Genomic DNA, 19,505 nt, shown 5'->3' with positions numbered 1-19,505 from the left:
GGCGGCGGAATGGGTGCTCGCCTCGGAGATGCCGGGGGACACGATCGTGGTGATCTACTCCTTCCGTCCCTTTCGCTACTATTTTGCGGACACTGCCAGCGGCAAGGCCAGACTGCTGCATCAGCACAAGCGTTTCCTTCAGACCGATGAAGACCTCCGCAGCCATGTGAACGACGCTTCCCGAAACGGGGGGCGGGTCTGGCTGGTGCTCTCCCGGTGGTGGGATGTCGCGCCGGAGAATCGAATCCGCTCGTTCTTTGAGGAGAGGCTTCGCGAGTCCGAGCGGCGGGAGTTCCACGGAGTCAAGGTGACGCTCTACGAGGAGGCCCCCGCGTGAGGTGGATTCCCTGGACGGTTCCGGGCGTGGGGCCTGAGTCGGCCAAGAGCGGCTCCGGAGGGCGGGCCTTGGCAGCGGTTGTGATTGCCATGCTGGCTCTCGGGTTGGGATCGGCCATGGAGGTCGGAGTCCTTGTGGCTACGCTGGGGCTCTTCAATGTGGGAGTCGTGCTCTTTCTGCTCCTCCGTCGGGACATTACCTGGGGATTTCTGTTTTACCTGACGGCAGTTATCTTCTTCCAGACCGGGTTCTGGATTCGACTTCCGAACTTTCCGGACCTCTATCCGGCACGGATTGTCTCCACGCTGCTCTACCTGATCTTTCTGATTCAAGTTCTGATCGGAATGCGAAGGGTTCCCCGTCTGAGCGGGGTGGAGCGCAACATGATTGTGTTTCTGATCGTGCTCTTCATCTCGGTCGTCACGAGCGGTCAGCAGCCGCGCTGGCTGATGATCCTGCGCGGGTATGTGTACCCCTTCATGTTCTTCTACTTCGCTCGGACAGTGATCAACAGGGATCGGCAGATTGCGATTGTGCTCGGATATCTGGTCCTGATCGGACTGTATCTCGGGGTCATGGGGATCTTCGAGAAGGCCAAGCTCTACTCGCTGATCTGGCCGCAGTTCATCGTGGACGAATCTCTGCGGGACACAGGGCTGAGCCGGTTGGGTTTTCGAGTGCGGGGGATCTTCCTCCAGCCCGCGATCCTGGGGACCGTGATGGCCATGGGCTTCTTCCCTGCCTGGTATGTCCTGAGTCGACAGGGTGGGATCATCCGCCGGGTTGCGCAGTTGGGACTGGTTCTGGTGACGCCTCCGGTGCTGTTCTTTACGCAGACTCGCTCGGTGTATGCCGGGTTTGCGGTGGCCCTCATCACCGGCGCAATCTGGGGGAGGAGGCTGCGTGTCCTTTGCCTTGCGCTCCTCTTGTTCGCCATGGTGGGCGTGTTCCTCAACTGGGACAACATGGCGACCGACGACCGGGACCGGGGCGGCCTCATGGTGACGAACACGATTGAGTTTCGCGCGGTTCTATTCATGGAAGCCATGGAGGTCTTTGCCGACCACCCGTTCTTCGGTTGCGGATTCATGAACTTTCCCGAACTGGCCATGCAGTATCGACGCCCACGGGATGTTCCCCTGTTCGGCCATATCGATCTGGGTGTCGGGGGGCATGCGATTCCCCACAACATCTTCCTGACGATCATTGCCGAGCAGGGGATCGCAGGCATCTTGCCGTATTTCCTGATCTTCTGGCTGATGTTCCGAACCTCCATACGAGCCTACCGCGGGCTTGGGCGGGAAGGGCTCGTGTCGAAGGACCTCGTCGTGTGTATCTGGTGCGGGATCGCCGCGTATATGGTCAACGCGATGTTCCTGGAGATGCGCTACTTCGAGTATGTGAATGTCCTGTTCTTCTTCCTGATGGGAACAGTGGCCGGGATGGAAGACCGCCTGCGTGCACAAGCGGGGAGTTCCGGGCCCGATCTCACCCCCTACCCGGTCCCCGCGATGTTCTCGGCAAGCGGTAGAGGCGAGTGACTCGCAACCGGGGGCGCGGCCCGGGGAACTCTCACGAAGAAGCCACCCCTCGGCCGATTCGCCCGGATCAGCCGATTCCGGGTGTCGTGGTTGCGTTTCCTGCGGAGAGAGCAGGATCCGGAGCCGTCGCCTGCGGTGGCTGTCTGGTGTGCACTGGCCGCGTACATGGTGAACGCCATGCTTCTGGAGATGCGCTACTTCGAGTTCGTGAATGTTCTGGCCTTCGCGTTGGCCGGCGGAGTGCTGGGTCTGGAGGACCGCCTCGGCCGTCGGGGAAGAGAGCGGGGGAGTCTGGCCACGGTGGTTCCCTGCCAGGCTGTCCGGCCGGGAGAATAGTGGAGAAACGGCCTTCTGGTGACCTCAGGGCTTCTATCGACAGTCCGATGTGCCGAAGGGATGGGAGGAGGACCAGACCGGGCCAGGGGGAGAGAGTGTCCGGGCTGGAATCCTCTGGTCCTTGAGGCTGTAAGACACTATGATGCCGTGAGATAAGGAGATTTCTCAGCATGAGTACGGATGCGACATCCACGCCCCGGGAAGCCGTGAAGGCGGCGGAGGCCGAAACTCCTCCTGCGCCGCCTTCGCGCTCCCGACTCAGCGAGGGGCATTTGGTGTTCGCGGCCATGCTGTTGGATGCGACGGTCCTCTTTTGTGCGTTTCTGGGGGCGCATTGGTTGCGGTTTGGCAGCCGCTTCTTCCAGGGCACGCCTGAGGTGCTTCGGAGTGAGCACCTGACGACGCTTTGCATGCTTCTCCCACTCTGGATCCTTCTGCACGGTCTGAACGGTCTTTACCGGTCCCGAGTCCTGGGTTCGGTTCTGGATCAGTCAGTCGGGGTGATCAAGGCCGTCTTCATGGGCTGCCTTCTGGTCCTGGCGCTGGGTTTCGTGACGCGCACGGACTACTTCTTCGAGAAGCGTCTGGTGCTTGGGTTCGCGGGACTCTTCGCAACCGTGTCAGGACTGGTGGGAAGGCTTGCGCTCATCAGGCCTCTCTATGCTCGCTTCATCGCCGGGGCTGCCCGGGCGACGCGGATTGTGATTGTTGGAGCCGGTGTGGAGGGGGCGCGTTTCCTTCGCCGCATCCGAGAGACTGCCGGGCTGGGCTATGAGGTCGCGGCGTATGTGGATGACGATCCGGCGAAACGAGGCACCTCAGTGGACGGCATCCCGGTGGAAGGAAGCGTCGAGAACCTGATTGAGGTCGTGCGGGAGGTTCGCGCCGACCAGGTCTTTGTCGCCATCCCGAGCCTGGGGCAGGAAGGCACGCTCGAGATGATGTCGCGCTGCATGAAGGCGCAGGTTCCGGTTCGCCTCGTGAATGACATTCTGCACATGATCGCGTCCGACACGCATGTAGAGACCATCGATGGCGTCCCGACCTACGACATCACCACGGCAGGAGGCGTGAGGCTGGGCCTTCTCATGAAGCGCGTCTTTGATGTGGCGGTCTCGGGCACGCTTCTGTTCATGTTCTTCCCGCTGTTGTTGTTCATCTCGCTTCTCATTCGGATCTTCTCGCCGGGGCCCGTGCTTTTCCGGCAGGTCCGGGCGGGCCAGAATGCAACCGAGTTTACGCTCTTCAAGTTCCGGACAATGAAGCTGGAGACTGACGACTCCATCCACCGCGAATACGCGACGAACTTCATTTCGGGAAAGAAGCTGGACTTCAAGCCAGACCGTGGAACCGGTGAGGTCTTCAAGATGACCACGGACCCCCGGGTGACTCCCGTGGGGGCTCTCTTGCGAAGGACGAGCCTCGACGAACTGCCGCAGCTGATCAATGTACTGATCGGTGACATGAGTCTTGTGGGACCCAGGCCGCCGATCTTCTATGAGTTGAACCACTACAAGGAGTGGCACAAGAAGCGTCTGAAGGCGAAGCCGGGACTCACTGGACTCTGGCAGGTCAGCGGCCGATCCAGTGTTCCTTTTGACGAGATGGTCCTTCTGGACCTGTACTATATCGATCACTGGTCGTTGAAGACGGATCTGGAGATCCTCTTCAGGACCGTGCCGGTTGTCCTGTTCGGTGACGGCGCGTACTAGCCGGCACGGGACGAGAAAGGAGAGGCGTTTTGCTTCGAGTTGCAGTCATCGGTTGCGGGTACTGGGGGCCGAACTTCGTTCGGAATTTCACTCAGGTGCCCGGAGTGGAAATGAAGGTGGCGGTCGATCTCAACAAAGAGCGGCTTCGACACATATCGCAGCTCTATCCAAGCGTAGCCATCTCCACGGAACTGGATGAGGTGATCGCCAGCGATGAGATCGATGCGGCCGTTGTCGCCACACCGGTTTCCACCCACTTCCCGATTGCGAAGGCGCTGATGGAAGCCGGGAAACATGTACTGGTGGAGAAGCCCATGGCCGGCAGCGTGGCCGAGGCTACGGCACTGGTCGAACTGGCTGAGTCTCGGGGCCTCACGCTCATGACAGGCCACACCTTCGTGTATACGGCCGCTGTGAACAAGATGAAGGATCTGATCTCCTCCGGTGAGTTGGGACACATCTACTATGTGAATACCACTCGCGTGAATCTTGGGCTCTTTCAGGAGGACATCAATGTAGTGTGGGATCTCGCCCCGCACGATGTATCGATCCTGAACTACATCCTCGGGACGGATCCTCTGACCGTGAGTGCGCACGGCCAGGCCTACATTCAGCGAGGCATTGAAGATGTCGCCTTCCTGCACCTCACCTATCCGGGAGAGATCGTGGCTCATACTCATGTGTCATGGCTGAACCCGGACAAACTCCGACGGATCACCGTGGTGGGCAGCAAGAAGATGCTGGTCTACGACGATGTCTCCTCGCTGGAGAAGATCCGCGTGTACGATAAGGGGGTCTCTGTGCAGCCGCACTACGACACCTTCGGCGAGTTTCAACTTTCATACAGGTTCGGAGATATCTACACCCCGCGCCTGGATGACAGCGAACCGCTCAAGAACGAAATCCAGCACTTCATTCACTGCATCCAGAACCAGGAGATTCCACGCTCCGGGGGCAGGTCGGGACTCGCTGTTGTGGAAGTCATGGAGAGAGCTTGTGAGTCTCTCCGGTCTTCCGGAGAGCTCCTGCCGCTGGGGAACGGAAACTCGACGAGCAACGGAGGAACGATGTCATGAATGTCCCGTTCAACGACCTGAAGGCGCAGTACGCCACGATTCAAAAGGAAGTGACCGAGGCCATCGCAGCGGTCATCGATTCGTGCGCCTTTATCGGCGGCCCGGCCGTCGACGCGTTTGAGAAGAAGTTCGCGTCGTACTGTGGCGCAGATCACTCCGTGGGAGTGGCAAGTGGCACTTCGGCGTTGCATCTGGCTCTGGCCGCGCTGGACATCGGGCCGGGGGATGAAGTGATCACCACCCCCTACACCTTTATCGCCACGACGGAAGCCATTACGCACGCGGGCGCAACGATTCGCCTTGTTGACTGCATTGAAGACTGCGGAACGATGGATCCCGAACTTCTGGAGGGGGCCATCACGCCGCGAACGAAGGCGATCATTCCCGTACACATCTACGGACAGATGGCGAAGATGGATCCCATCATGGAGATCGCCAACCGACACGGCATTCCCGTGATCGAGGATGCCGCACAGGCCCATGGCGCGGAATACCGGGGCCGTCGGGCCGGTTCGATCGGACGAATCGGGTGCTTCAGTTTCTACCCCGGGAAGAATCTCGGATGCTATGGCGACGGGGGCGGGGTCACCACCTCCGACGGCGCGTTGGCTGAACGGGTTCGACTCCTGCGCGACCATGGTCGTTCCACCAAGTACGAGCACTGCGCGGAGGGGTTCAACTACCGCCTGGATGGCATCCAGGGCGCCGTCCTGGGCGTGAAGATGAAGTACATCGAAGAGTGGACCGAAGGACGCCGGCGTTTTGCTGCCCGATACGACGAACTGCTCACCGGGTCGGAGATCCGGCCGCTTGCTCCGAGAGACGGCGATGTCCGTCATGTCTACCACCTTTATGTGGTGCGTGTGCCGGATCGGGACGAGACCGTCGAAGCACTCCATGCGCGCGGGGTGGGCGCGGGAGTCCACTATCCGATACCGCTTCATCTTCAGCCCGCATACGCACACCTGGGACTCGGGAAGGGAACCTTCCCGAATGCGGAGGCTCTGGCTTCGCAAGTCATCTCTCTCCCGATCTACGCGGAGATGGACGAAGCCGCCCCGGAGTATGTGGCGGAAGTGTTGAAGGAGGTTTGCGGCGCGCGCGCGTGACCGCCGCATGACACAGAGCAGCGGGGTCGGTTCGGCCCCGGACCGGGGGGGAAATGAGTCAGCGATTGCTCCCGCGTGAAGCGATTCTCGCGGTGAACCACCGGTGCAATACCTTCTGTGCCATGTGCGACATCTGGTCCCGGCCTGACCGGAACGAACTCCCCCCCGAGTTCTATTCGCGTCTTCCCGGCAGTTTGCGCAACCTCAATATCAGCGGGGGAGAACCGTTCATGCGGGACGATCTCCCCGAGATCGCGGCCGTCCTCCGCGCGAGACTCGGCTCCCCGAGAATCGTGATCTCCACGAACGGAATGCTGACGGACAAGATCGTGGAGCAGTCACTGGAGATGGCTCCTGTAGCCATTCGTGTTTCGATTGACGGGGTCGGGGAGGTCCACGACAAGATCCGCAATGTCGAGGGGTGTTTCGAGCGCGTGGTGGAAACCGTCAGGCGGCTCCAAGGCGCGGGCATCGCAGACCTGGGCATCGCGTGCACGGGGTCAAGAGACAACCCCGGTGCTCTTCTCGGCGTCAAGAAGCTCGCGGAGACACTGGGAGTGGATTATGTCTGCTCGGTCGTTCACTCCAGCGAACTGTACTTCGGCAGCCAGGACGACATGGTGCCCCGTGACGAGACGACGCGTTCGGACCTGATGTCCATCGCCACCACACAACTTCGCTCGCTGCGCCCGAAGGACTGGTTTCGGTCGTACTACACCGACGGCATCATCGACTACATCGACGGCCAGCCTCGCAGAGATCCCTGCGTTGCGGCCACCGGGCATATCCATGTGGATCACCGGGGCGTGGTCTATCCATGCAATGTGCTGAACCAGCCGTTGGGGAATCTCAACGAGAAGAGCTGGGAGGATATCGAGGCGGACGCCGCGACAAGCGAAGTGCTGCGAAGCGTGCGCAACTGCCAACTCCAGTGCTGGATGAGCTGTACGGTGGCGCCGGTGATGAAGGCCAGACCGGACATTGCGGCTCGGTGGATTCTCGGGCGGTGGTTTCGTGGTGCCACCCCGCGCGCAAAGTAGTGGACCTCCGGCGCGAGAGAGCCCGCGGGACCGGGAAGTGAGCGAAGGCGCGTGAGAATCCTCCTGGTGAACAAGTTCTTCTACGCGAAGGGTGGAGCGGAGCGCGTTCTGTTCGACCTTCTGGAAGAGTACGAGCACGCCGGGCACGAGACGGTCCACTTCTCCATGCAGCATTCCCGAAACCGGCCCTCGCCGTGGGCAGAGTTCTTTGTGGAGGAAGTCGACTACGAGAGCGTCGGACTGTTGGGGAGCGTTCGGGGAGCGCTGCGAGCCGTGCATCATCGGAAGGCGGCGGCACGGATTGCAGACCTCTGCCGGAGCGCAAGGCCGACGGTTGCGCATGTGCACAACTTCCACCACCAGCTGTCTCCGTCCATTCTGGATGCGCTGCGCGGCGCGGGTGTGCCAGTGGTCCATACGGTGCATGACTACAAGCTGGCCTGCCCGAACTATCTTCTCTATACGAATGGAGATGTCTGCGAGAGATGTGCGCCGGGGTCCTACTTTCCCGCAGTGCGTCATCGTTGTGTGCGCTCCTCGCTGACCGCCAGCGTTGTGGCGTGGGGGGAGATGATGCGGGCGCATCGCACGGGTTCGGTGAGGGACGGGGTGGCCGCCTTCGCCTGTCCCAGTCGGTTCATGGCGGAGAAGATCCACGGCGCGGGGTACCCGAGAGATCGCATCCAGGTGGTCCCGAACGGAGTCGACCCGAGTGCCTTCGTCCCGGCATCCGCCCCGGGGGAGGGGTTTCTGTATGCGGGGAGGCTCTCTCGGGAGAAGGGGCTGGACACGCTCCTTCGTGCTGTGTCCCGGTCCGGCGTGTCCCTCACGATCGCGGGCACGGGCCCCGAGGAGGATCGCCTTCGCGCGTCCGCCGCGGCCAATGGACTGGATGTTCACTTCACCGGGCGTCTGACGCGTGACGACCTGGTGGCGAGGATGCGCGCATCGCGTGCGGTCGTTCTTCCTTCGGAATGGTACGAAAACGGGCCGGTCTCCGTGCTGGAGGCTTTCGCGAGCGGTGTCGGCGTCATCGGCGCGGACACCGGCGGCATCCCGGAGATGGTGCGGCCGCACAAGACGGGGCTTCTGTTCCCGCCGGGTGATTCCGACGCGCTGGCGGAGTCCATGAGCGCACTGGAATCCGATCCGGACCTTGCATTCGAGATGGGACGAAACGCCCGATGTGTCGTAGAAGAGGAGTTCTCGCTGGGCAGGCAGGTGCGGACCATGCTTGATCTCCTGCAGGAGGTGTCGTCATCCGCGTCGTGATGATCGGGCAGAAGGGAGTACCCGCGACCTATGGCGGCATCGAACGCCATGTGCACGAACTGGCCGGCCGCCTCGCCGAAAGGGGAGTGCGGGTTGATGCTCACTGCCGCTCCCACTACACCCCGGTGGACGCGGTCCTGCCGGGCGTTCGCCTCGTACGGTTGCCTGCGCTGAACACGAAGCACCTCGACGCGGTTTCCCACACGACCCTGGCGTCGATGCACGCCCTCTTCTCACGAGCCGACATCGTGCATTACCACGCCCTCGGTCCTTCCACTCTCGCCTGGATCCCGCGCCTGGCCGGGAAGAAAATCGTGGTCACGGTGCATGGGCTGGACTGGCGGCGGGAGAAGTGGAATCGTGCGGCTTCCTGGGCTCTTCGCAGAGGAGAGTGGACGGCCGCTCATCTCCCGCACGCGACCATTGTCGTATCCCGGACGCTCTTGAAGCACTTCCGTGTGGCGGCGGGGGAACGAGCGCACTACATCCCGAACGGCACGCCGATTCCTCCACCCGCTCCTGAGGACGGAGCCCGGGCGCGGGGGCTGGAACCGGGTCGGTATGTGCTCTTTGTGGGTCGCCTGGTTCCCGAGAAGGGACTGCACCTTCTTCTGGACGCGCACCGCTCCCACATTCCGGACTGGACGCTGGCCGTGGCTGGAGATGCCCACTTCACGGACTCTTATGCTCGGTCGTGCCGCGAGTCCGCGCATGACGGCGTTCGATTCCTCGGGGGTGTCTACGGGTCGGAACTGGAGTCCGTCTGGGCCCACGCCGCGCTGGTCGTAATCCCGTCCGCGCTGGAGGGCCTGTCCATTGCTCTCCTGGAAGCCATGAGCCATGGACGCGCCGTGCTGGGGAGCGACATCCCGGAGAACACGGAGGTGCTCAAAGGCGCGGGGGAGACATTCCGTTCCGGAGATGCCGAACATCTCGGAGCGCGCCTGTCGGAATTGCTGCAGAAGCCGGACCACCTCGCGCAACTGGGCGCCCTCGCGCGAGAGCGCATTCGCGAGGAGTACGATTGGGAGCGCGTCGCGGACCAGACACTGGAGATCTACCGCAGCGTCACCGGTGGTGCCGGGGAGGTGTCCGCGTGAGCTCTCTGTCCGTCGCGTTTCTGGCAGCGGAGATTGCCCCCTGGTTCAAGGTGGGGGGGCTGGGAGACATCGCGGCGTCCCTCCCGGAAGCGCTCGCGCGGGAAGGTGTGCGCGTGGAGGTCTTCGTGCCGCTGCATCGACCCGTTTCGGGCGATCCCCCCGAAGTGGGAGAACGGGTGGACGAGATCACCTTTTGCCTTGGCGAGCACTCCGTCTCCGCGGCTGTGCGGGCGGGACCTTCCGAGGGTGCGCGTCTACGGTTCGTGGAAATCCCTGCCTTCTTCGATCGGGAAGGACTGTATGCGGGGGCTGAACCCTACGCGGACGATCTCGGGCGATGGACCGCGTTCTGCCGAGCTGTCCTGACCCTTCTTCGGGAACGGGACCAGCCACTTCCGGTCATCCTCGCAAATGACTGGCACGCCTGCCCTGTCCTGCTGGACCCCGGGTTCTCCTCGCCAGGGGAGAGGCCGGGCGTTGTGCTGGCCATCCACAACCTGCTCTATCAGGGTTGCTTTGGGGCAGAAGAGGCAACCCGATGGGGGTATGGCCCGAACGCCCTCGCCGATGACCATCTGAATCTTCTGAAGACGGGAATCCTCGGAGCGGACCGCATCGTGACGGTCAGCCCCGGTTATGCCCGCGAGATTCTGAGCCCGGAATACGGCGGCGGGCTGCACGAAGCCCTGCGGTCGCGCGGGAAGAAGCTGACGGGGATTCTCAACGGGATCGACGAACAGGAGTGGAATCCGAGAACCGATCCGGCTCTTCCCGGGGCCTATGACGCGGGAGACATGTCGGGAAGAGAGGTCTGCCGCCGGGAACTCGCCCGTCGATGCGGATTCGAGCTCGATGCGCGGCGGCCGATCGCTGGAATGGTGACCCGCTTTGCCGAGCAGAAGGGGATGGACCTCGTGGTGGACTCGGTTCCCGAAATGCTGGATCTCGGCTTCGACCTGGTGGTCCAGGGAATCGGGGACCCGCCACTGGAGGATGCTCTCCGGTCGCTGGAGGAGAAGTTCCCGGAACGCGTGCGTTTGTTCGCGTGCTACGACGCCGAACTGGCGAGACTGGTCATCGCTGCTTCGGACTGCCTCCTGATCCCGTCGAGGTACGAACCGTGCGGGTTGAACCAGATGTACGCGCAGCGGTACGGCACTCTGCCGGTCGCCCGCCGCACGGGAGGGCTTGCGGACACCATCACGGATCCCCGGGATACTCAGGATGGAGTGGGCACCGGGTTTCTTTTCGAGGACGCATCCTCGGAAGCGCTTGTTTCGGCCCTTGCACGAGCGCGGGACCTGTTGATCGATCCGCCCCGACACGCGCTCTTCCAGATGGTCGCGATGGAACGCGACTTCTCGTGGGCAAGGAGCGCGCGGAGTTGGATCTCGGTTCTTGAAAGTGCGGCGAACGACCGGTGCACTTCCGCAGGCGGGAGATTCTCTCAGGGTTGCGCCCCGTCCTGACGATCTCATGAGAGACCTCGGCGCGACGGCGACCGTGGGGGCGCACCCAGATCCGGGTTGACAGAGGGCACCCGGAAAACTAGCATCCTGTGGCCTTTGAGCGGGAATAGCTCAGTGGTAGAGCGCCACCTTGCCAAGGTGGATGTCGCGGGTTCAAGTCCCGTTTCCCGCTCCAGTTCTCCGGGGCGTCCGCCGGAGTGTGGGCGCCTCGTCGAGAGTATGGCGGCATGGCCAAGTGGTAAGGCAGAGGACTGCAAATCCTTTATCCCCAGTTCGAATCTGGGTGCCGCCTCCACTCTCGCACCGGGCCGCCTCCCCAATCGCTCCCTCTCTCCGACTTCCTTCCCTGGGCCATCCGGGATACTCTCGCCACCTTGAGAGCGCCGGGATGGCGGAATGGTAGACGCAGCGGACTTAAAATCCGCTGGGAGTGAAACTCCCGTGAGGGTTCAAGTCCCTCTCCCGGCACGAGCCTCCCTTCAGTTGACCGAGTCCTGCGGGACCCCTATCCTGTGCGCCTTGAGGTGTCTCATCAACGATGTCTGTGTAGATTGTCGCCGCAGCGCATGATGAGATGCCGGGATTCCCCGCGAAGTGTGTCGTGTCCCTTGTGAAAAGGGCGGACATACGAAGCACGCGGTAGCGCAGCGGTGGAGAACGCACGACAAAGGAGAAGCAGCGTATGAATCGATGGATGATTGTCTCCCTGATGGTCTTGCTCTCAATCGGGATGTGGAGCGGGCGGACGATCGCGGGCGACCTGGAGGAAGACCTGGCACGCGCGGTCCACGAGTATCAGTTGGACAATGGGCTGACACTCCTTGTGCTGGAGAATCACGACTCCCCGACGATCGGCGTGGTGACCGCATTCAGCGTTGGCGCTGCGGAGGAACGCCCCGGGATCAACGGGGTCACGCATATCCTGGAGCACATGCTGTTCAAGGGCACGCGGGACATCGGAACCTCGGATTGGGAAGCAGAGAAGGTCCACTACGATCGCATCGAAGAACTCACGCTGGAAGCCAAGCGGGAGTCGGCCAAGGGCCGGGATGCGGATGAGAACCGGATCGCGCAGCTCCTTGAGGAACGCGCAGGGGAAATGGAGGCGGCAAAGGAATACGCCGTCGACAATGAACTGTGGGGTCTCTACGAAGAAGCGGGCGGAAGAAACCTCAACGCCTTCACGAGTTACGACGGGACCGCGTACATCCAGGCTCTTCCCGCGAATCGTCTGGAGTTGTGGATGTTCCTGGAGTCGGAGAGGTTGCGGGCGCCGGTGCTCCGTCAGTTCTACACGGAAGTTCAAAATGTGCTCGAAGAGCGACGGATGCGAACGGATGCTTCGCCGGACGGCAAACTGGGCGAGAACTTCCTGGCCGTGGCGTTCGACGCGCACTGGTACGGCTATCCCATCATCGGCTACCCGGCGGATATCGAGAGCCTTACGAGAACCGAAACTGAGGAGTGGTTTCGCGTCTACTACGCGCCCAACCGGCTGACGCTGGCCATTGTCGGGGATGTGGATCCGGACGCCGTTCATGACATGGCCCGAAGCTACTTCGGAGACATCCCTCCGCAGGATCCCCCGGAACCGGTTGAGACATTCGATCTGCCCAAGGAGGGGATGCGCCGCATCGAAGTGGAGTACGATGCGGAGCCGTCACTGATCATGGGCTGGCACAAGCCGAATATTCCCAGTCCGCAGGATGCGGCGCTCCGTGTGGTCGCGGAGATTCTCTCCGGAGGGCGCTCGTCCCGCTTCGAGAAGGTGCTGAAAGAGGAGCTTCAACTGGTTGCATCCATTGATGCGGATCACGAGACCCCGGGAGATCGTTGGGACAATCTCTTCGTCATCGATGGCAAGCCGCTGGCTCCGCATACCACTCAGGAGGTGGAAGACGCCGTCTGGGAGCAGCTGGAGCGCTTGAAGAGGGAGCCGGTCAGCGACAGGGAACTGGCCAAGGCGAAGAATCGAATCCGGGCGCAGTTTGTGCGCGAGACGGAGAGCAACTTCCGGCTGGCGATCGCGCTCGGGTACATGAATGCCATTCATGGTGACTGGCGCATCGTTCTGGACGCTCAGGAGGCGGTGGCCGCTGTCACCGCGGACGATGTTCGCAGCGCGGCGCGGAGCACCTTCCGTCGAAGCGGCACGATTGTCGCCACGCTCGTGAAGCCTGCCGAAGAGGTGGATCCCGAACGAGAGGCGGCAGGGCTGGCCATGGTGGAGGATGCGGTGGCCGCGCTCGGGGGGATGGATCGCCTGGGCGGAGTTCGTCGGGTGGAGATCGTGGCGGATGTCGCCATTCAAACTCCTGGCGGGGAACTCCCCGCGAAGGCGAACAACGCCTATCAGATTCCGGACGCGATGGCATCGACCTTTGAGATATTCGGCCAGGCCATGGAGTCAGGCCTCACCCGGAGCGACGCGTGGAGAACCTCGCCCGGCGGGGTGGAGGAAGTCCAGGGGGAAGATCTCCGCGACCTTCGGAGCGACCTGGAGCGCGAGATGTTCCTGATGGCGTATCCAGCAGTGGCCGGTGACTTCACACTTCAGTCGGTGGATGCCGAGGAAGGCGAGGACTTTCGCCTTGTTCAGGCGCGGGGGCCCTCCGGCAAAGCGTTCACCGTCGCCATTGCCCACGGTTCCAACCTGCCGAGCCGAATCACTTATGAAGGCAAGCATCCCCAGACCGGTGACCCGGCGACCATTCGGGAGTCCTTCGACGATTTTCGCGAGGTGTCCGGAATCCTGAGACCGCATCGTATCGTCCTGGCAGTCGATGGAACCGACTTTACCGTTTCGACCGTGACGCAGTACGACATCAACGGCGACATTCCGGCGGACCGGTTTGTCCGCCCGACGGATTGAGGGGGGACTCATGAAGACCCGGATTCTGACCGCCATGATTCCACTCCTGGTGACGGGGGCACTGGCCACCGACACGCACGCCCGGGCGCACTCCGTGAAGGAGGCTCAGGCGACGGCACCGGAACTCCAGCTGTCGAAGAAGTCTCCGGACATCTTTGAACTGAAGAACGGCATGCGCGTCTTCTACTACGAGTCGGATCGCGTGCCGCTGGTGACCGTCCGCGCTGTGGTCCGGGCCGGAGACATCTGGGAGCCGGCGGATCGAATGGGTGTGGCCAATCTCACCGGGCGCATGATGCGGGCCGGTGGTTCGCTGGCCTGGCCGGCAGACACCATGGACGAGGAACTGGACTTCCTTGCCGCCCGCCTGTCATCGGGCATCGGTGACGAGATGGGGAATGTCACACTCAATGTGCTGTCCGAGAATCTCGACGACGCGCTGGCCATCTTCGCCGATCTGATGCTGCATCCGCGCTTTGACGACACCAAGATGAGCGTGGAGAAGGGACTGATCAAAGAGGATATCCGTCGCGAGAACGACAACCCGATCCAGGTGGCGTTTCGGGAGTACGACAAGCTCATCTGGGGCGAGGACCATCCCCGCGCGCGCACCCCCACCGGGGAGTCGGTGGATGCACTCACGGTGGAGGATCTCCAAGCGTTCCATGCGGCCTTCTTCCAGCCCGGGAATGTCTCGTTCGGGGTGGCGGGAGATGTTTCGAAGCGCTCCATTCGGCGGAAGCTGAACCAACTCTTCGGAGACTGGAAGGGACCGGAGGTCGTGTTTCCTGCGACCCCGCCGGTGCCTGAGAGAACTCCTCGCGTGGCGCTTGCGGTGAAGGAGGTGCCGCAGACGACCGTTCTCCTCGGGCATCTTGGCCCGATGGAGACGGACCCCATGCGCTACTCCGGACAGGTGATGATGAACATCCTCGGTTCGGGCGGATTCACCAGCTACATCGTGGATCGGGTTCGAAATGATGAAGGCCTGGCGTACTTCGCCGGCGGGTTCCTGGACTTCGGAATGCTCGACCCCGGGTATGTGGTGGCGCTGGCCCTCTCCAAGACGGAGACCACCTGCGAGGCCACGAAGCTCATCCTTGAGCAGATCGAGCGGATCCAGTCCATTCCCGTGACGGAAGAGGAGCTGGCTCGCGCCCGCGACGGAATCCTGAACGCCCGCGCATTTGATTACGACTCCGGGAAAAAGATTGTGTCGCGCCTGATGAACCTGGAGTACTACAGCCTGCCCGACGACCACTACGAACGGGGCTTTGCGGAGATTGCCCGCGTGGATCAGGCCGCTGTTCAGGAAGCGGCCAACGCGCTCCTGGATCCCTCGATGTTCTCGTTTCTGGCGGTGGGAAATGCAGAGGGTTTTGACTGTGCGTGGCAGGACTTCGCGGACCAAAACGGTGTGGATCTGATCCGGATCGAACTCGACTGACGGGACGGGGAGGGCGTCCGTTCTCCCCGTGTCCACCCACTCACTGCGCGGGGTGCCCATGAATCCCAAACGGGCGTCGGATGACGGACGCAGTGGCATGGGCCGGGTGCTTCAAGATGTGACGGGCTTTGCGGGAAGCCAGTACTTCATGAGGTTCGCCACGCTCGTGAAGGGGTTCGTGGTCGCGAAAGTCCTCGGCCCGGAGGGAAACGGCCTCTGGCAGCACTTCGTCATTCTCGGCGAGTACTGCCAGTTCACCCACCTGGGCGCTTTGCCGGGCATGAACAAGGTGCTCGGGCACCGAATCGGCCAAAGTGACGAAGCGGGAGCGGCCCGGGCGCGAGCCACCGGACTCGGTGCCGTCGTCTTTGCGTCGTCGATCCTTTGGGTGATTCTGGCTTCCGTATCCCTTGGACGGGATCCGGGGCTGGAACCGGTTGAGCGGTGGGGGTTGGCGGTTCTCGGACTGATTGTCGTCTTGGAACAGGTGAACTTCACCTTCATGGCGTTCCTGCGCGCCTACAGTCGAATCCAGGTCATCAGCCTCTTCTCGTTTGGCTTTGCCGCAGCGAATCTCGTGATCTCCCTTGCGCTTCTTCCAAGTTTCGGCGTGCTGGGGCTTCTGATGGGATGGGCCATCAGCCGAGCCGCCACCACCGCCTGGATGGCACACAAGAGCGGCTTCGCCTTTCGCCTTGCATTGCGTGCAGGGGTGCTGCGGGAACTTCTCGTCACGGGCTTTCCGATTTTCCTCTTTCATCTGACGCGGGTCGGGCTGCGGAACATCGATCGTGTGCTGGTGGACAGTGTGCTTGCCAGGGGAGATCTTGGCATCTACGGCCTGGCCGTCACCATCGCGAGCCTTGTGCGCTACGCGGCTGAGGCCGTCGGTTTCGTCGTCTATCCCATTTTCCTTCGCCGATTCGGGGAGACCCGTGACCCGCAGGCGTTGATGGATCTCCTGACCCGCCCCACGCGTCTTCTGGGGCTGGGCATTCCGTTCGTGCTGGGGCTGGCGTATCTCGTCCTTCATCTGCCGGTACTGTGGCTCTTGCCCCGGTTCGTTCCGTGCATCGAGATCTATCGCCTCCTGACGATCTCCGTTCTCTTTTCGTGCCTGGCAATCCTCCCCGGGTTTTTCCTGATGGCGGTGAACCGCCAGAACTGGCTCGTCCCGATGGGCCTGGCGACGATTGCGTTTGAGTACCTGGTGGGATTCGAGCTGGTCCGCCGAGGGTGGGGGCTTCCGGGAGTGGCCATGACGATGGGCGCCGGAACGGGCGCGTACTGCACCGCCGTTATGCTCTTCTCCGGGCGGATTGCCATGGGGTCGACAAGGGCTGCAGGCGGATGGGTCGTGCGGACCTACGGACCGGCCGTTTGCTTCGCGGCTCTTGTGGCGGCACTTCGTTGGATCGTTCCGCGTACCGCGGTCGGACAGTGGAACGAGTACTACCGCGCAGGACTGGAGGGCGCTCTCTTCCTGGCCTTCTCCGTACCGATCCTGTGGTGGGTGGAGCGGAAGACCGGGTTACTGGGTGCGTTCGCCCGAGAGGCGGACTGAGCGCTCGGGCAGGGACACGCCGCGCGCTTGAAGAAGTTCCGCGAAGAGATCCTCATAAGCACGCACCATTCCCAGCCGTGAGAAGTCCCGGGTCACCCGCCGATGGGATTCCTGCCCCCAGGCGCGAGCCTTCGCCGGATCTTTCAGTACGAGGCTGAGCGCCTCTGACAGCGCACCGGGATCTCTGGGGGGAACGAGGAGACCGTTGGATCCCTCGTCGATCAGCTCGGGCAGTCCCCCGACGCGCGTGGCCACCAGCGGGAGTCCAGCGGCCATCGATTCCAGAAACGCCATGGGCAGCGTCTCGACATCCGTCGACGACAGAACAGAGACATCCAGGGCCGGGAGCAGGCGAGCGACATCCTGGCGAAAACCCAGAATCCGGACGGACTCCGTCAGTCCCAATGCGACGATCTCCCGCTCCAGATGGGTGCGCTCCGGACCATCACCGATCAGAAGAAACTGCGCTTCGGGGAGGGAATCCAGTGTGAGGCGGGCGGCCAGCAGGAAGGTGCGGTGGTCCTTCTCCGGGCGAAGGACGGCGATGACTCCTGCGACCGGGACATCGCCGGGAATGCCCAGAAGCTGACGGGCGCTGGCGCGTTCTTCAGGAGTGGGGAGCGCACCGGACTCGATCCCGTTGTAGATGCGGTGAATGCGGTCCACGGGAATGCGCTTCTCCCGCGTCAGGTAATCCAGCTGGCCGTCCGCCACCGAGACCCACGCAGCCGTCAGAGGAGCGAGCAGGCGGTTCAGGCGGTGCCGGAGCGGGGAGAGGTCGCGCTCTCCCGTGGAGTGCTCGGCGAGAATCCGGGCCGGCACTCCCGAAAGAACTCCCGCGATGCGGCCCACGACGCCGGTGCTGAATCCATGCGACAGGACCAGCTGGACACGCTCGCGCCGCATCAGTCCGGCAAGGCGGAAGAGGAAGGCCGGATCGAGGCTGCGCTCGCACGACAGCAGGTGGACGGGGAATCCTGCCGCGGATAGATCCTCGGCGACGGGACCCAGTCGATGCTGGCACGCCACAAGAGGTCGGAACCGGCGCGAATCCATCCCGGTGATCAGGGAAGCGATCTGCCGCTCGGCCCCGCCCACGGGAAGACCGGGGAGGAGAAAGAGGACTGTTACTGGCTGCATATCAACGCCCTCCGAGCGTCTCTTCGCGTGACATCGCAAGTGCGAAGACTCCTGCAAGTGCCTGAGAGTACATCAGTTCGCAGGGCCTTGTCATCTCAGGGGGCGAGGCGTAGACTCATTGTCCTTCGCGAAAGGAGGCTGCTCCATGGTCTCTGGTGATGGCCGTTGTGCATCCGTGATGCGACGAATCCCCCGGCGCGTGGTTGCCACGCTGCTTCTCGCTTGTGCGCTGCCTTCCGGGGCGACCGCTGCCGACCTCCGAGTGCCGTCCGACTATGCCACCCCGGGCGAAGCACTTCGCGAGGCGGGCGACGGGGATGTCGTGGTGCTGGCCAGCGGAGTGTACCGCGTGCCGGCTGACGGGGGCGCGCTCCCGTTCTCGATCATGGATAAGACGGTGACCCTCCGAGGCGAGGCCGCGGCCGTGTGCATCCTCGATGCGCGTGGACGGGGGCCGGTCTTCCTTGCGGGACCCGGAGCCGTGCTTCATGTCGAACAGGTCACCTTGCGGAATGCCTCTGCGCCGGAGGATGCGGCGGTCGCGCGCTCCACGGGAGGGCGGTTCGAGTTTGTGCGGTGCCGCTTCGAGGGCAACTCTTCCACGGACGGCGCTGATGTTCTCGACCTCATGGGTTCGGAGAATCTCCTCCGGAACTGCGCCTTCTTCCGAAACGGCCCCGAAGGCCCGACAATCCTGCTCCGGCAGGGAACGCTGACTGTGGAGCGCTGTACGCTCCACGAGAACGGGGGCGAAGCGGTGGCCATCGGCCTTGCCGGAGAGGCGACCATCGCCGCGTCCCTGTTCTCCGCGCCGGGCAGTCCGGCCGGGGCCTCAATCGGCGTGCATCTCCTCGACGGCGCACGCGGTGTCGACTTCGGGGAGGGCAATGTCTTTGCGTATTGTCTGGACGGCGCTGCGGTCGATTCCCGGCAGGACACCGTGAGTACACTTCTCGATGTCGGCCGACAAAGAGATGCGCGCTTCGATCAGGAGGGTGCGGATCCTCTTCGCGTTATGGACTCCTCTCCGGCATGGTATCTCCCGCAGGAGACCGGACATTCCACCAGTGTACCGGAGCAGGCCGGGGCTTTTGGCGGCCCGAATCCACTGACTCCTTTCGGGGAATCTCGCCGGGCTCTCGTGCTGGAAGCCGCGCCCGCACTCAAGGAGAGTGTCCCGCTTGTTCTGGGTCCGGCGGTTCCCAATCCCTTCACACCCCGAACGAGCATCCACTTCAGCATTGCCACTCCCGTAGTCGTGGATCTCGGCGTGTACAACATTCTCGGGCAGAGGGTGCGGACCCTGATGGCCGGTGATCTGGCCCCCGGGGACCATCTTCGGTCCTGGGATGGCACCGACGATCTCGGAGTGGATGTGCCGCCCGGGATCTACTTTGCCCGCATTACGCAGGGAGATGCGACGGAGACGCGTCGCCTGGTCCTCATCCGCTAGCGTTGCTCGCATCGGCCCGGTTCTTGCGTGGCCGGTT

Annotated in this window: 15 protein-coding genes and 3 tRNA genes; 17 read left to right on the top strand and 1 reads right to left on the bottom strand. The window is 62.8% G+C overall.

Going from position 1 to position 19,505, the window contains the following annotated elements; translation table 11 throughout:
* From QF819_02055 to QF819_01980, 16 genes are all read left to right on the top strand, one after another.
* Positions 1-337 (top strand): hypothetical protein (locus QF819_02055; protein MDP6801946.1); only part of this gene is annotated, 337 nt, incomplete at its 5' end.
* A 68-nt stretch (positions 338-405) separates the two neighbouring features.
* A complete protein-coding gene (locus QF819_02050) occupies positions 406-1,878 on the top strand; it encodes an O-antigen ligase family protein (GenBank protein ID MDP6801945.1) in 1,473 nt (490 codons plus the stop codon).
* A gap of 135 nt (positions 1,879-2,013) precedes the next feature.
* On the top strand, positions 2,014-2,214 hold the full coding sequence (locus tag QF819_02045; protein MDP6801944.1) for a hypothetical protein: 201 nt from the start codon (positions 2,014-2,016) through the stop codon (positions 2,212-2,214).
* Between the two features lie 170 nt (positions 2,215-2,384).
* The gene (locus tag QF819_02040; protein ID MDP6801943.1) at positions 2,385-3,926 is read left to right on the top strand and encodes a sugar transferase; all 1,542 of its coding nucleotides are present in this window, start codon (positions 2,385-2,387) and stop codon (positions 3,924-3,926) included.
* Between the two features lie 29 nt (positions 3,927-3,955).
* Entirely contained in the window at positions 3,956-5,002 is a 1,047-nt protein-coding gene (locus tag QF819_02035; GenBank protein ID MDP6801942.1) for a Gfo/Idh/MocA family oxidoreductase, read from the top strand.
* Positions 4,999-6,111 carry a DegT/DnrJ/EryC1/StrS family aminotransferase gene (locus tag QF819_02030; GenBank protein ID MDP6801941.1) on the top strand — a complete coding sequence of 371 codons (1,113 nt, stop codon included), beginning with the start codon at positions 4,999-5,001 and terminating at the stop codon, positions 6,109-6,111. The genes QF819_02035 and QF819_02030 overlap by 4 nt, the downstream gene beginning before the upstream one ends.
* Before the next feature lie 53 nt (positions 6,112-6,164).
* Positions 6,165-7,151, top strand: a complete 987-nt coding sequence (locus QF819_02025; GenBank protein ID MDP6801940.1) for a radical SAM protein — start codon at positions 6,165-6,167, stop codon at positions 7,149-7,151.
* Positions 7,152-7,202: 51 nt separating this feature from the next.
* Entirely contained in the window at positions 7,203-8,423 is a 1,221-nt protein-coding gene (locus tag QF819_02020) for a glycosyltransferase (GenBank protein ID MDP6801939.1), read from the top strand.
* Complete coding sequence (locus QF819_02015) at positions 8,423-9,523, top strand: glycosyltransferase family 4 protein (protein ID MDP6801938.1); 1,101 nt, start codon at positions 8,423-8,425, stop codon at positions 9,521-9,523. Before QF819_02020 ends, QF819_02015 begins: the two co-directional genes overlap by 1 nt.
* Complete coding sequence (locus tag QF819_02010; protein MDP6801937.1) at positions 9,520-10,992, top strand: glycogen/starch synthase; 1,473 nt, start codon at positions 9,520-9,522, stop codon at positions 10,990-10,992. Before QF819_02015 ends, QF819_02010 begins: the two co-directional genes overlap by 4 nt.
* Positions 10,993-11,092: 100 nt before the next feature.
* Positions 11,093-11,167, top strand: a tRNA-Gly gene (locus QF819_02005).
* A 46-nt stretch (positions 11,168-11,213) separates the two neighbouring features.
* Positions 11,214-11,287, top strand: a tRNA-Cys gene (locus QF819_02000).
* Between the two features lie 87 nt (positions 11,288-11,374).
* A tRNA-Leu gene (locus QF819_01995) sits at positions 11,375-11,460 on the top strand.
* 214 nt (positions 11,461-11,674) lie between these two features.
* Complete coding sequence (locus tag QF819_01990; protein MDP6801936.1) at positions 11,675-13,864, top strand: pitrilysin family protein; 2,190 nt, start codon at positions 11,675-11,677, stop codon at positions 13,862-13,864.
* Between the two features lie 10 nt (positions 13,865-13,874).
* On the top strand, positions 13,875-15,311 hold the full coding sequence (locus QF819_01985; GenBank protein MDP6801935.1) for a pitrilysin family protein: 1,437 nt from the start codon (positions 13,875-13,877) through the stop codon (positions 15,309-15,311).
* Positions 15,312-15,369: 58 nt separating this feature from the next.
* Complete coding sequence (locus QF819_01980) at positions 15,370-16,875, top strand: oligosaccharide flippase family protein (protein MDP6801934.1); 1,506 nt, start codon at positions 15,370-15,372, stop codon at positions 16,873-16,875.
* On the opposite strand, the gene QF819_01975 is transcribed toward QF819_01980, so the two are convergent.
* Positions 16,843-18,015 carry a glycosyltransferase gene (locus tag QF819_01975; GenBank protein ID MDP6801933.1) on the bottom strand — a complete coding sequence of 391 codons (1,173 nt, stop codon included), beginning with the start codon at positions 18,013-18,015 and terminating at the stop codon, positions 16,843-16,845. The two genes, QF819_01980 and QF819_01975, sit on opposite strands and share 33 nt — an antisense overlap.
* A gap of 178 nt (positions 18,016-18,193) precedes the next feature.
* On the opposite strand from QF819_01975, the gene QF819_01970 reads away from it, so the two are divergent.
* Complete coding sequence (locus tag QF819_01970; protein MDP6801932.1) at positions 18,194-19,468, top strand: T9SS type A sorting domain-containing protein; 1,275 nt, start codon at positions 18,194-18,196, stop codon at positions 19,466-19,468.
* The last annotated feature ends 37 nt before the right edge of the window (positions 19,469-19,505 follow it).

It is taken from the genome of Gemmatimonadota bacterium (assembly GCA_030747075.1).
Classification (GTDB): domain Bacteria; phylum ARS69; class ARS69; order ARS69; family ARS69; genus ARS69.
This window is presented reverse-complemented; position numbering and strand designations above follow the sequence as displayed.